Below are 11,662 nucleotides of genomic sequence, written 5' to 3' on the forward strand. Positions count from 1 at the left end.
CGGGCTTTTTTAAAATTTTATTTTCGTTAGGGCTACTCATTTTTGGAAGTTAAGGAGATACGGACAGAAAAAGCTATGATTTTTGTGATATTGTCCTTGTAAAAGATATTGAGAATAGCCTCTCGGGGTCAGACCCTATGAAGTACCTATAAAATGATTAAACAAGCCCTAAAAGTTCTGTAAAGAAAGTATAAATATCTTGCAGAGGAATATCATTCGTGATATAATTTGCTTAAAATTATGTTGAGCAAAGGATGAGAAGCATATGCAGGAAAATATGAAAGAGTATTTTTCAGAAAAGGAAGCCCGTGAAAGGCGTCTGGCGATTTATACAGAAAAGATACAGGAAACCGTGTTAAATAAATCAGCAGAAACGATTAGAAGCCTGGTAGATGAAAGACATAACCAGAAGATGACGCAGCAGGAGATTTCGGATATTACCGGGATCAAGCCGTCAAATCTGGCCCGCTTCGAAAGTGGAGGCAGAGTGCCCACCTTGATAGTATTAGAGAAATATGCCAATGCTCTTGGAAAACACATCGAAATAAAAATCTGTGATGACTGACAGATTTTTATTTAAAAAATCATACGTGATAACATAAAGTAAAACAATATCAAAAAGACTGCATAATTTGGAGGAATGCAATATTGGATGCTGCTTTTTTGATAATAATAAAAAATATAGTGTATGAAAATAAAATAATTGTTATAATCTAAGTAAGAATATACCAGAAAGGTTGGTAGTGATTATGTGTGAGAAAAAAGAATTGAGCTTTTCAATATTCATGATATATAGTCTTGCAGATAAATGGAAAATGTCCCCCGCCAAAGTGTATAAAATATTAAACTCAACCGGGATTTTGGATAATTATATTATTAAATGCTACGATGTTCTTCATACACAGGGAAAGGAATATTTGGTAGAGGACATTACTGATTATGTGAGAGAAAAAGGGGTTAATGTATGATTGTATATCATGGATCAACAGAAATTATAAACAAACCAGATGTCATACATTCAAAAAAGTATTTGGATTTTGGCAGAGGATTATGGGATAAGGAAAAAGTTTTGAGAGAATTGCGATACTATAAGTTGAATAATCAAATTTGTATTGTAAATCAAGAAACTTTGAATCAACTTATTATTTTTAAAAGTGCATATGAGGTGGAAAACAATGGTAGATAAGAAACAATTGGAAGAAGTTTATAAACAAAATTTGGAAAATGATATCATCAATGCAATTTCTGAGATGAAAAGGATAGATTTACGGAAGGCATTTGATATTTATTATTCCAGTAAACTTGCTGAACAAATTTCAAATAATAGTTATGGAATCGAAAATATGGATGCAAAATATCTGGCAGAAGATTTGATTGAGAATGAACCGAAGCTTTTTGGATAACTACGGCATGATAGTATTAGAGAAATATGCCAATGCTCTTGGGAAACACATCGAAATAAAAATGCATCTTGGCGATGGTCAGGGTGCTTTTTTTATGAAAAATAGTAAACATTTTCCAAAGAAAAAGTTGACAATCAGCTCCTTGTACTTTAAAATGGTAAACCATAAAACAAATGGAGGTTTACAAATGACAAAAACAAAGAGCATGATTTATTGCGGTCTTTTTACGGCGTTGATTGCAGCAGGTGCGTTTATTAAAATCCCTGTACCTGTAGTTCCTTTTACACTGCAGTACCTGTTCACTATGCTTGCCGGACTGTTTCTGGGATCCAGAAGGGGTATGATTTCTGTGGTTGCCTATATGCTGTTGGGGCTGGCGGGACTTCCGATCTTTTCGGAGGGCGGTGGAATCTGGTATATTTTTAAGCCAAGCTTCGGTTATATTATAGGGTTCTGCCTGGGAACATACGTAACCGGACTTATCGCAGAACGTCTTAAGCAGAAGACAGTTTTTCACTATTTGCTTGCGAATCTGGCAGGTCTGATGATCGTCTACATCTGTGGAATGGTTTATTACTATGTGATCTGTAACTATGTGATTGATACACCGATTGGAATCTGGCCGCTGATTCTTTATTGTTTTCTGCTTGCAGTACCCGGTGATATTGCATTAAGTGTTTTGGGTGCTGTCATTGCAAAGCGTGTCAGACCGGTAGTGCTTCAATATCTTTTTGATTCAAAATCAAATGTCAGACTGGAAACGGAGGAGCTTGCAAAATGAATCCACTTATTTTAGCACAGGAAATTATTGATGGGCGCAGAATTACAAGGAAAGACGACCTTTCTTTTTTTCTTACCTGTGATTTAGATGAATTATGTGAAGGAGCAGACCGTATCCGCGAAGCATATATCGGTGATAAGGTGGATCTCTGTTCCATCATCAATGGCCGCAGCGGCAGATGTCCGGAGGACTGCAAATATTGTGCGCAGTCAGTACACCATCATACTTCCTGTGAAATCTATGATTTTCTTCCGGAGGAAAAGATTCTGGAAGCATGTAAAATGAATGAAGAGGAGGGCGTTGACCGTTTCTCCATCGTTACTGCTGGAAAGGCCCTGACCGGAAAAGAATTTGATCAGGCGATCCACGCCTATGAAACCATGCATAAGGAATGTAATATTGATCTCTGTGCTTCCATGGGATTTCTTTCTTCTGAACAGCTGCATCGTCTTCATGAAGCCGGAGTAACCAGTTATCATCATAATATTGAGACTTCAAGGAGAAATTTTCCTAATATATGTACGACACATACATACGATATGAAGATTGAAACCCTGAAAAAGGTAAAGGCGGAAGGAATGTGTGCATGTTCCGGTGGCATCATAGGAATGGGAGAGACCTGGGAGGATCGTCTGGATATGGCAGTCAGCCTTGCGGAGCTGGGGATTGATTCTATTCCGATCAATGCATTGATGCCCATTCCGGGAACACCTTTGGAACACCTTGATCAGCTTTCAGAGCAGGATATCCTCCGGACAATCGCCTTCTTCCGTTATATTAATCCTGAGGCTAATATCCGTCTTGCTGCCGGACGGGCACTTCTTACCAATGACGGGGAAACCGCTTTTAAATCCGGTGCCTCCGCTACAATAACAGGGAATATGCTGACTACTGTCGCCTGCGCAACCATTCGCAGCGACCGAAAAATGCTCTCTGATATGGGCAGAAATGTAACACCAGAATATTGGAAGGAAGTGGAAGAATCATGAGTAAAGCGGTATTTATTACAGGAACAGGAACAGACATGGGCAAAACCTATCTCTCAGGACTGATCGTAAAAAAACTGGCACAGGCAGGAAAAAATCCGGCTTATTACAAAGCTGCAATGAGTGGAAATGACCGGCGTGCAGACGGTAGTCTGATCCCGGGCGATGCACTTTTTGTTAAAGAGATGTCTGGTATTTCCCAGTCTCTGGATGATATGTGTCCCTATGTATATGAAAATGCCTGGTCTCCTCATCTTGCTTCAAGAGTTGAGGGTAATCCGGTGGATCTTGATGTTGTGCGAAGAGGATTTTTGAAGGCAGCAAATGATTATGAATATATTACCATGGAAGGAAGTGGCGGTATCCTCTGTCCGCTCTGTTTTGATGAACGCAAAATCCAGCTTGAAGATGTGATAAGAGAGTTTGAGCTTTCCAGTATTCTGGTGGCAGATGCAGGGCTTGGTACAATAAACAGTGTTGTATTGACTGCCGAGTATATGAAAGCCCATTCCCTTCCAATCAAAGGTATTATTTTTAATCATTACCATCCCGGAAATATTATGGAAGAGGATAATATTGCTATGTGCCAATATATGACTGGCCTTCCGGTTATTGCAAAAGTACAGGATCATGCGAAAAATCTTGAGATAGATGCAGATACACTGGCAGAATTTTATGATGAGGTGAAGATCAAATGATATGGTATCCGTATGAACAAATGAAAACAATGAAAGATCCGTATAAGATTCTGGATGCAGAGGGTGTACATCTTTATACAAAAGATCAGAAGCTGATAGACTCTATATCTTCCTGGTGGTGTATGATTCATGGATATAAGCATCCGGAACTGACAGAAGCGATCAAGGAACAGGCAGACCGTTTTTGTCATGTAATGCTTGGGGGACTGACACATGAGCCGGTGGAAAAGCTTTCTGCGAAGCTGCAGGAATTTCTGCCAGGAGATCTGGATTATTGCTTTTTTTCAGATTCCGGAAGCGTTGCTGTGGAGGTTTCGCTTAAAATGGCCCTTCAGTATAACACCAATCAGGGAAGAAAGCGCCCGTTAGTGCTGGCTCTTGAACATGCATATCATGGGGATACCTTTAAGGCAATGGAAGTTGGAGATGACGAGGATTATCATTTTGCTTTTGACAAAAAAGAGGGTGTTGTCCATATTCCGACTGAGATCCCGGCTCTGGAGGAGGCATTTGAACAGTATCATGATCGTCTGAACTGCTTTATTGTGGAGCCTCTTTTGCAGGGAGCAGGAGGAATGCGGATGTATGATATTTCATTCCTGAAGAGAGCAAGAGAATTGTGTGACCAGTATGATGTTCTTTTGATTTTTGACGAGGTTGCAACCGGGTTTGGCCGCACAGGAAACCGCTTTGTGGCAGATCTTGTTCTGCCGGATATCCTGGTTCTTGGAAAGGCTCTTACAGGAGGATATATTGGTCATGCTGTCACTGTGGCAAATCATAAGGTATTTGATGCCTTTTACAGTGATGATGACAGACTTGCCCTGATGCATGGTCCTACTTTTATGGGAAATCCGCTGGCATGTGCTGTGGCTTTAAAGGGAATTGAGATTTTTGAGCGTGAAGATTATATGGGTAAGATCCGTCATATTGAACAGGTTTCACGCCGTGAGATGGAAGCGTTCACAGACCCAAGAATCAAAGAGGTCCGCATCATGGGTGGCTGTGTGTGCGTGGAGGTTCATGATTCCGGGGATCTGGAAGGCTTCCAGCAGTTTGCTTATGAGCGGGGTGTGTTTAGCAGGCCATTTTTGAACTATATGTACTCTATGGTTCCGTATGTGATCAGGGACGAGGAACTTATAAGAATTTTTGATGTGATGAAGGAATGGTTTGATGAATCTCCCTGATGGGTATAAATAAGCTGTAAAACCGGGAAAAGTAAGAATTTCCCGGTTTTATATATCTTATTTCAATGTGTTAAGCAAATAGGGAAGTGTATGTTCGAGATATTGTTTCTGCTTCAGCGGATTACTCAGAAAAATATCGGAGCATGTAAACCAGGTATAGCAGGTATCTTTAGTAGCTGCCTTCCGGTGTTTCTTATCGATTCCGGATCCAAGGGCTTTAGGAATGATGGTGTCTTCCTCCGGAAGATAATAGTAGTCCTTTGGATTGGCGTAATATTGTTTCAGTTTACCGTCTGTTGTTTTGATAATAAATTTTATTGTTTCTTTTTCTCCTGTGAGATAAAACTGTTCATTTCCATTGGAGAATTTCTGCGGAAGTTTATAAGGAAGTGTTAATTCCAGAATCAGATTTTCATCATCCAGTTCCGCATATGTAACCTCATACTCAGAATCATAAATGCACAGATAACTTAGCATCTCAAAAATTCTTCCAAGTCCCAGCACATCTTCCAGGTTATGACCGAGAATTTCTTCTGCCATAATGGCATCTCGTTTTTTCAGAAAATCTTTATAAAGCTGAATGCATTCTTTCCCATTGTTATAAATTCGGTCTTTGATTCCGAGAAATTCTTCCAGACATGGCTGTTTCAGAGCAGGCAGCTTCAGAAGTGTTTTCAAAGGCTTCAGAGTCAGATACAGATCCAGGGACATTTTATGATCAAAAGGAGAGGGCAGCCCGTATTTTTCATATCTGGCTTCCAGATAGGGCTGGTCAAATCGTTCTCCGTTGTAAGAAATCATCAAATTATATTGCTGAAGAAATTGTGAAAAAATTCTCAGAATTGTCTCTTCTTCACTGGCATTTTCGGCCATCCATTGATAAAAATACCAAGTTTCATCTTCAATTCCAACAGCTCCGATCAGGTATAAATACGTGGAATTTCTTGACAATCCTGTGGTTTCTATGTCGTAAAAAACAGGTGTAAAATTGTATTTTTGGAAGAATTTTCCAGTGAAAAAATTAACGGTCTCAAAGTCTGGAAACCCCTGTAAAATAGGCATTTTTTTAACAATCATGTTAATAATTTTTCCTTTCCGAAATTGTATTTAATTATACACAAGAAAATGAAATTTGGGTAGTGCTTTTTTTGAAAAAATGGTTTATATTATAAACAGGTTGATAAAAATGTACAAAAAAGTATATGGATTTTATCAAAAACAGAGCACTTTGGTGGTGCTTAATATAAAAGGAGGGAACGAAATGGGAATTTTAACCTTTAAGGGTGGTGTTCATCCTTATGACGGAAAAGAATTATCCAAGAACAGTCCGGTAGTGAAATATCTGCCAAAGGGAGATATGGTATATCCTCTTTCACAGCATATCGGTGCGCCGGCCGCGCCTGCAGTTCAGAAAGGAGACCATGTGCTCGCAGGCCAGAAGATTGCGGACGCTGCAGGCTTTGTGTCATCACCGATCCATGCATCTGTTTCCGGTACAGTTAAGGGAATTGAACCCAGACTGACAGCAACGGGTTCCATGGTCAATTCCATTATCATTGAAAATGACCAGCAGTATGAAAGTGTGGAATTTACTCCTGCACGACTGGAAGATCTTTCGAAAGAGGAAATTCTGGCGAGAATTAAAGAAGGCGGAGTTGTGGGAATGGGCGGTGCCGGATTCCCCACACAGGTAAAGCTTGCGCCAAAGGAACCGGAGAAGATCGATCATATTCTTGTAAACGGTGCCGAGTGTGAGCCTTATCTTACCAGCGACTACAGAAGAATGCTGGATGACTCTGAGAAGCTGATCGAAGGCTTAAGAGTTATGCTGAAGCTTTTTGACAATGCGAAGGGATATATCTGTATTGAGGATAACAAACCTGACTGTATTGCCAAGCTGAAAGAAATGGTAAAAGATATTCCACGTATTGAAGTAGCAGAGCTGATGACCAAGTACCCACAGGGTGGTGAACGTTTCCTGATCAAGGCTGTCACAGACAGAGAGATTAATTCTTCAATGCTTCCGGCAGATGCAGGATGCGTAGTTGATAACGTAGATACTGTAATCGCTGTTTATGAAGCCGTTATCCTTGGAAAACCTGTTATGGACCGTATCGTAACAGTAACAGGACAGGGGATTAAGAATCCCCAGAATTTTGATGTTCTTTCCGGAACAGATATGGCAGAACTGATTGAAGCTGCCGGTGGACTGACAGATAATGTATCCAAAGTAATCTCAGGTGGTCCTATGATGGGATTTGCCATGTATGACACTCATGTACCATGTATCAAGACCAGTTCCGCATGTCTCTGTCTGGAGAAGGATGATGTGGCAGATGCCCAACAGACTGCATGTATTAACTGCGGCAGATGTGTAGGAGTCTGTCCCGGCCATGTCATTCCTGCAAGACTTGCAACCTTTGCAGAGCATGGTGACATGGAAAGCTTCCAGAAATTTGATGGTATGGAATGCTGCGAATGTGGCTGCTGCAGTTATATCTGTCCAGCCAAGCGTCCGTTGACCCAGATGATCAAATCTATGCGTAAGATGGTTCTGGCAAGCCGTAAGAAAAAGTAAAAGGGGGACATCATAATGGATCAGATGTTACATGTATCATCCAATCCCCATGTCCGGGATAAGATGACAACAAGCAAAATCATGCAGCTTGTGGTACTGGCACTTCTGCCGACCACACTGTTTGGAATTTATAATTTTGGCCTTCGCGCCTTACTGGTAGTAGTGATCACTGTTGCTTCCAGTGTATTCTTTGAGTGGATTTATGACAAGCTGATGCATAAGAAGAACACAATTACAGACTTCAGTGCAGTTGTTACAGGTTTGCTGCTTGCATTAAATATGCCTGCGTCAATTCCGCTCTGGATGCCTGTACTTGGCAGTGCATTTGCAATCATCGTTGTAAAACAGCTTTTCGGTGGTCTGGGACAGAACTTCATGAACCCGGCACTTGCAGGAAGATGCTTCCTGATGATCTCTTTCGCAGGAAAGATGACAGATTTCGCAGTAAGCGACAGCTTCAGAGGTGTGGTAGATACTGTATCCGGTGCAACTCCTCTGGCAGCTCTGAAACAGAATGGATTTACAGACAGTTCTGTATCTGTATTACATATGTTTATCGGTGATATCCAGGGAACTATCGGTGAGACTTCTGCCCTTGCGATCCTGATCGGAGCTGCAATCCTTCTGGTTTTCAAGGTGATCGATCTGAAGATCCCGCTTACCTATATTGGAAGTTTCGCAGTATTTGTAATCCTTTACATGCTTGGAACAGGCAAGGGATTTGACGTGAACTATCTGTTCAGCCACATCTTCGGCGGTGGTCTTATGCTTGGTGCATGGTTTATGGCTACAGACTATGTCACAACACCGATCACACCAAGAGGACAGTATGTATACGGTGTCTGTCTTGGTGTACTGACTGCGGTCTTCCGTCTCTTCGGCGGTTCCGCAGAGGGCGTATCCTATGCGATCATTTTCTGCAACCTGTTAGTTCCGATGATTGAACGTGTGACTCGTCACCCGGCATTTGGGAAAGGGGGCAAAAAGGCATGAGTAACAGAATTATCAAAGACACCATAGCCATTACAGTGATCACACTTGTGGCAGGACTTGCCCTTGGTGTAGTCCAGGATATTACAGCAGATCCTATTGCAAAGCAGGAAGCTCAGGCGAAACAGGATGCGTATAAGGCAGTATTTGCAGATGCGGACAGCTTTGAGACAGTGGATGTGGATGCGGAGGCCCTGCAGTCTTATCTGGATGAGAACGGATATGCGGCACAGTCCATAGATGAGACTATGCTTGCCAAAGATGCTTCAGGCAATGAGCTGGGATATGCATTTACAGTAACCACTTCCGAGGGTTACGGCGGAGATATCCAGTTTGCAATGGGTATCCAGGATGACGGTACCTTAAATGGAATTTCCATTCTTTCCATCGGTGAGACCGCAGGTCTTGGTATGAGAGCAAACACAGATGCATTTAAGGATCAGTTCAAAGATAAGAAAGTAGACAAATTTGAATATACAAAGACCGGTGCCACAGCGGATGATCAGATTGATGCGTTAAGTGGTGCCACTATTACAACGAATGCCATGACAAACGGTGTCAATGCCGGATTATGTGCATTCCAGTATGAGAAAGGGGGAAATCAGTGATGAAACCAAACACACCTGCTGAACGTTTATATAACGGAATCATCAAAGAAAATCCTACCTTTGTACTGATGCTTGGTATGTGTCCTACACTGGCTATCACCACATCTGCAACCAATGGTATCGGAATGGGACTTACTACTACAGTAATTCTTGCAGCATCCAACTTAATGATCTCTCTTCTGAGAAACTTTATCCCGGACAGAGTGCGTATGCCTGCATTTATCGTAGTTGTTGCTTCCTTTGTAACAGTTGTACAGCTTCTTTTACAGGGATTTATCCCAAGTCTGTATGACTCTCTTGGAATCTATATTCCTCTGATCGTAGTTAACTGTATCATCCTTGGACGTGCAGAGGCTTATGCATCCAAGAATAAACCGATTGCTTCTTTATTTGACGGTATTGGTATGGGCCTTGGATTTACCTTAAGTATCACCTGTATCGGTGCAGTACGTGAGCTGATCGGTGCAGGTTCCCTGTTCGGACATCAGATCCTTCCTCTGGCAGATGCTGCAGCAGGTAAGGCAGGTTATGAACCGATCACAATCTTTATCCTGGCACCCGGAGCATTCTTTGTTCTGGCAGCGCTTTCTGCATTACAGAACAAATTCAAAATCGGTGCAGCCAAACGTGGCATTGATCCAAGCAATCCTGATTGCGGCGGAAGCTGTGCAGCCTGCGGCAATACCATGTGTAAGGGAAAAAGGGGGTAATGGATTATGAAAGAACTTTTGATCATACTTGTAAGCTCAGCGATTGTAAATAACGTAGTCCTCAGCCAGTTCCTTGGCCTCTGTCCGTTCCTTGGTGTTTCCAAGAGTGTTGAGACAGCAGCCGGCATGGGCGGTGCGATCATCTTCGTTATTACACTGTCATCTTTTGTGACAGGTATTATTTACAATGCTATCCTGGTTCCTACGAACCTGACTTATCTGCAGACTATTGTATTCATCCTGTTGATCGCGGCGCTGGTACAGTTTGTAGAGATGTTCCTTAAGAAGACAATGCCTTCCCTGTATCAGGCACTTGGTGTGTATCTTCCGCTGATTACAACAAACTGTGCGGTTCTCGGTGTTGCCCTTACAAACGTGCAGAAAGAGTATAATGTTCTTCAGGGAACAGTGAACGGATTTGCAACAGCAGTGGGCTTTACTATTTCCATCGTGCTGATGGCTGGTATCCGTGAGAAAATTGCATACAATGACATTCCAAAATCCTTCCAGGGATTTCCTACAGTTCTGCTGACAGCCGGACTGATGGCAATTGCCTTCTTCGGATTTTCAGGACTGATTTAAGGAGGGGACTGGTATGAATATAGGAGCAATTATCGCGGCAACTGTACTGGTTGCGGCAGTAGGTCTTTTTATCGGTGTTTTCCTTGGCGTTGCCGGTAAGAAGTTTGCTGTGGAAGTGGATGAGAAGGAAGTTGCTGTTCGTGAGGCACTTCCCGGTAATAACTGTGGTGGTTGTGGTTATCCCGGCTGTGATGGTCTGGCAGCAGCCATCGCCAAAGGTGAGGCACCTGTAAACGGATGTCCGGTAGGCGGCGAGCCTGTTGGGAAAGTGATCGCAGCGATCATGGGACAGGAAGTTGTGGAGACTGCCCGTCAGGTGGCGTATGTGAAGTGTGCGGGTACCTGTGAGAAGACGAAGGATAATTATGAGTATACAGGTGTGGAAGACTGTGAGATGATGGCTTTCATTCCTAGTGGCGGAGCTAAGGCATGTGCATTCGGATGTCTTGGATTCGGAAGCTGCGTGAAGGCCTGTCCGTTTGGAGCGATTGATGTTGTGAACGGTGTGGCGGTTGTTGATAAAGAGGCATGTAAAGCCTGTGGCAAATGTGTTGCCAAGTGTCCGAAACATCTGATTGAGCTTGTGCCTTATGAGCAGATTACGTTTGTGCAGTGTAGTTCTCATGCGAAAGGTAAGACTGTTACTTCTGCGTGTGAGGTTGGCTGTATCGGATGTAAGAAGTGTGAGAAGACCTGTCCGAATGGGGCGATTACGGTTGATAATTTCTGTGCGCATATTGATTATAGTAAGTGTACGAATTGTGGGGCTTGTAAAGAGGTTTGTCCGAGACATATTATTCAGTAATGGGAGGAAGAACTGCTGTGCGGTGGCATGGCGGTTCTTTTTTTTGATTAAGGGACGCGCGGGGCATTATTTCGGTTTGGGTTCAGTTTCGGAAGCTAGGAACTCTAAGTTTCGGAAAATCTGCTAAAAGCATTCACAAAATGCTCAAACTCGCTTCGCTCAGACAGTGAGCATTTTGTTCATAACGCAGATTTCCCGGAACTAAGAGTTACTACGCTTCCTGCAAAATTCACCCAAACCGAAATAATGCCCCGCGCTGTTTACTGGTTGTTTTGCGTTACTGTTCACACACCACTATCCCGCGAGGTGTTTTGGCATGAATATGCCAAAA

General features: G+C 42.4%; 14 protein-coding genes. 13 read left to right on the top strand and 1 reads right to left on the bottom strand.

The window, feature by feature from the left end:
- Positions 1-265 precede the first annotated feature (265 nt).
- From G4417_RS15745 to bioA, 7 genes are all read left to right on the top strand, one after another.
- Entirely contained in the window at positions 266-565 is a 300-nt protein-coding gene (locus tag G4417_RS15745) for a helix-turn-helix domain-containing protein (RefSeq protein WP_019161589.1), read from the top strand.
- Positions 566-749: 184 nt separating this feature from the next.
- Positions 750-968 (top strand): DUF3791 domain-containing protein, encoded by a 219-nt coding sequence (locus G4417_RS15750; RefSeq protein ID WP_019161410.1) that lies wholly within the window; start codon positions 750-752, stop codon positions 966-968.
- A 207-nt stretch (positions 969-1,175) separates the two neighbouring features.
- The gene (locus tag G4417_RS15760) at positions 1,176-1,403 is read left to right on the top strand and encodes a hypothetical protein (RefSeq protein ID WP_019161412.1); all 228 of its coding nucleotides are present in this window, start codon (positions 1,176-1,178) and stop codon (positions 1,401-1,403) included.
- 187 nt (positions 1,404-1,590) lie between these two features.
- Positions 1,591-2,184 (top strand): biotin transporter BioY, encoded by a 594-nt coding sequence (locus G4417_RS15765; protein WP_173684128.1) that lies wholly within the window; start codon positions 1,591-1,593, stop codon positions 2,182-2,184.
- On the top strand, positions 2,181-3,173 hold the full coding sequence (gene bioB / locus G4417_RS15770) for a biotin synthase BioB (protein WP_173684129.1): 993 nt from the start codon (positions 2,181-2,183) through the stop codon (positions 3,171-3,173). The genes G4417_RS15765 and bioB overlap by 4 nt, the downstream gene beginning before the upstream one ends.
- Positions 3,170-3,868 (top strand): dethiobiotin synthase, encoded by a 699-nt coding sequence (bioD, locus tag G4417_RS15775; RefSeq protein WP_173684130.1) that lies wholly within the window; start codon positions 3,170-3,172, stop codon positions 3,866-3,868. The genes bioB and bioD overlap by 4 nt, the downstream gene beginning before the upstream one ends.
- Positions 3,865-5,058, top strand: a complete 1,194-nt coding sequence (gene bioA, locus G4417_RS15780; RefSeq protein ID WP_173684131.1) for an adenosylmethionine--8-amino-7-oxononanoate transaminase — start codon at positions 3,865-3,867, stop codon at positions 5,056-5,058. The genes bioD and bioA overlap by 4 nt, the downstream gene beginning before the upstream one ends.
- A gap of 57 nt (positions 5,059-5,115) precedes the next feature.
- Here bioA and G4417_RS15785 read toward each other — a convergent pair whose 3' ends face one another.
- Entirely contained in the window at positions 5,116-6,135 is a 1,020-nt protein-coding gene (locus G4417_RS15785; RefSeq protein WP_173684132.1) for a ribonuclease H-like domain-containing protein, read from the bottom strand.
- Between the two features lie 184 nt (positions 6,136-6,319).
- On the opposite strand from G4417_RS15785, the gene rsxC reads away from it, so the two are divergent.
- From rsxC to G4417_RS15815, 6 genes are read left to right on the top strand one after another with little or no spacing between them, the layout of a single operon-like run.
- Positions 6,320-7,636, top strand: coding sequence for an electron transport complex subunit RsxC (gene rsxC / locus G4417_RS15790; RefSeq protein ID WP_173684133.1), 1,317 nt, complete (start codon positions 6,320-6,322; stop codon positions 7,634-7,636).
- Between the two features lie 15 nt (positions 7,637-7,651).
- The gene (locus tag G4417_RS15795) at positions 7,652-8,629 is read left to right on the top strand and encodes an RnfABCDGE type electron transport complex subunit D (RefSeq protein ID WP_008704337.1); all 978 of its coding nucleotides are present in this window, start codon (positions 7,652-7,654) and stop codon (positions 8,627-8,629) included.
- Positions 8,626-9,234, top strand: a complete 609-nt coding sequence (locus G4417_RS15800; RefSeq protein WP_173684134.1) for an RnfABCDGE type electron transport complex subunit G — start codon at positions 8,626-8,628, stop codon at positions 9,232-9,234. The genes G4417_RS15795 and G4417_RS15800 overlap by 4 nt, the downstream gene beginning before the upstream one ends.
- Positions 9,234-9,944 (top strand): electron transport complex subunit RsxE, encoded by a 711-nt coding sequence (gene rsxE, locus G4417_RS15805; RefSeq protein ID WP_019161483.1) that lies wholly within the window; start codon positions 9,234-9,236, stop codon positions 9,942-9,944. The genes G4417_RS15800 and rsxE overlap by 1 nt, the downstream gene beginning before the upstream one ends.
- A gap of 6 nt (positions 9,945-9,950) precedes the next feature.
- Positions 9,951-10,526 (top strand): electron transport complex subunit RsxA, encoded by a 576-nt coding sequence (gene rsxA, locus G4417_RS15810; RefSeq protein WP_008704334.1) that lies wholly within the window; start codon positions 9,951-9,953, stop codon positions 10,524-10,526.
- A gap of 13 nt (positions 10,527-10,539) precedes the next feature.
- Positions 10,540-11,331, top strand: a complete 792-nt coding sequence (locus tag G4417_RS15815) for an RnfABCDGE type electron transport complex subunit B (RefSeq protein WP_173684135.1) — start codon at positions 10,540-10,542, stop codon at positions 11,329-11,331.
- Positions 11,332-11,662 lie beyond the last annotated feature (331 nt).

Origin of the sequence: Blautia wexlerae (assembly GCF_013300825.1) — a bacterium.
Lineage (GTDB): Bacteria > Bacillota > Clostridia > Lachnospirales > Lachnospiraceae > Blautia_A > Blautia_A wexlerae_B.

What these genes read in the sequence shown, in the direction of transcription:
- G4417_RS15750 (WP_019161410.1), top strand. Translation starts at nt 750, where the DNA reads ATGTGTGAGAAAAAAGAATTGAGCTTTTCAATATTCATGATATATAGT.
- G4417_RS15745 (WP_019161589.1), top strand. Translation starts at nt 266, where the DNA reads ATGCAGGAAAATATGAAAGAGTATTTTTCAGAAAAGGAAGCCCGTGAA.
- bioD (WP_173684130.1), top strand. Translation starts at nt 3,170, where the DNA reads ATGAGTAAAGCGGTATTTATTACAGGAACAGGAACAGACATGGGCAAA.
- G4417_RS15765 (WP_173684128.1), top strand. Translation starts at nt 1,591, where the DNA reads ATGACAAAAACAAAGAGCATGATTTATTGCGGTCTTTTTACGGCGTTG.
- bioA (WP_173684131.1), top strand. Translation starts at nt 3,865, where the DNA reads ATGATATGGTATCCGTATGAACAAATGAAAACAATGAAAGATCCGTAT.
- G4417_RS15760 (WP_019161412.1), top strand. Translation starts at nt 1,176, where the DNA reads ATGGTAGATAAGAAACAATTGGAAGAAGTTTATAAACAAAATTTGGAA.
- G4417_RS15800 (WP_173684134.1), top strand. Translation starts at nt 8,626, where the DNA reads ATGAGTAACAGAATTATCAAAGACACCATAGCCATTACAGTGATCACA.
- rsxA (WP_008704334.1), top strand. Translation starts at nt 9,951, where the DNA reads ATGAAAGAACTTTTGATCATACTTGTAAGCTCAGCGATTGTAAATAAC.
- rsxE (WP_019161483.1), top strand. Translation starts at nt 9,234, where the DNA reads ATGAAACCAAACACACCTGCTGAACGTTTATATAACGGAATCATCAAA.
- bioB (WP_173684129.1), top strand. Translation starts at nt 2,181, where the DNA reads ATGAATCCACTTATTTTAGCACAGGAAATTATTGATGGGCGCAGAATT.
- G4417_RS15795 (WP_008704337.1), top strand. Translation starts at nt 7,652, where the DNA reads ATGGATCAGATGTTACATGTATCATCCAATCCCCATGTCCGGGATAAG.
- G4417_RS15815 (WP_173684135.1), top strand. Translation starts at nt 10,540, where the DNA reads ATGAATATAGGAGCAATTATCGCGGCAACTGTACTGGTTGCGGCAGTA.
- rsxC (WP_173684133.1), top strand. Translation starts at nt 6,320, where the DNA reads ATGGGAATTTTAACCTTTAAGGGTGGTGTTCATCCTTATGACGGAAAA.
- G4417_RS15785 (WP_173684132.1), bottom strand. Translation starts at nt 6,135, where the DNA reads ATGATTGTTAAAAAAATGCCTATTTTACAGGGGTTTCCAGACTTTGAG.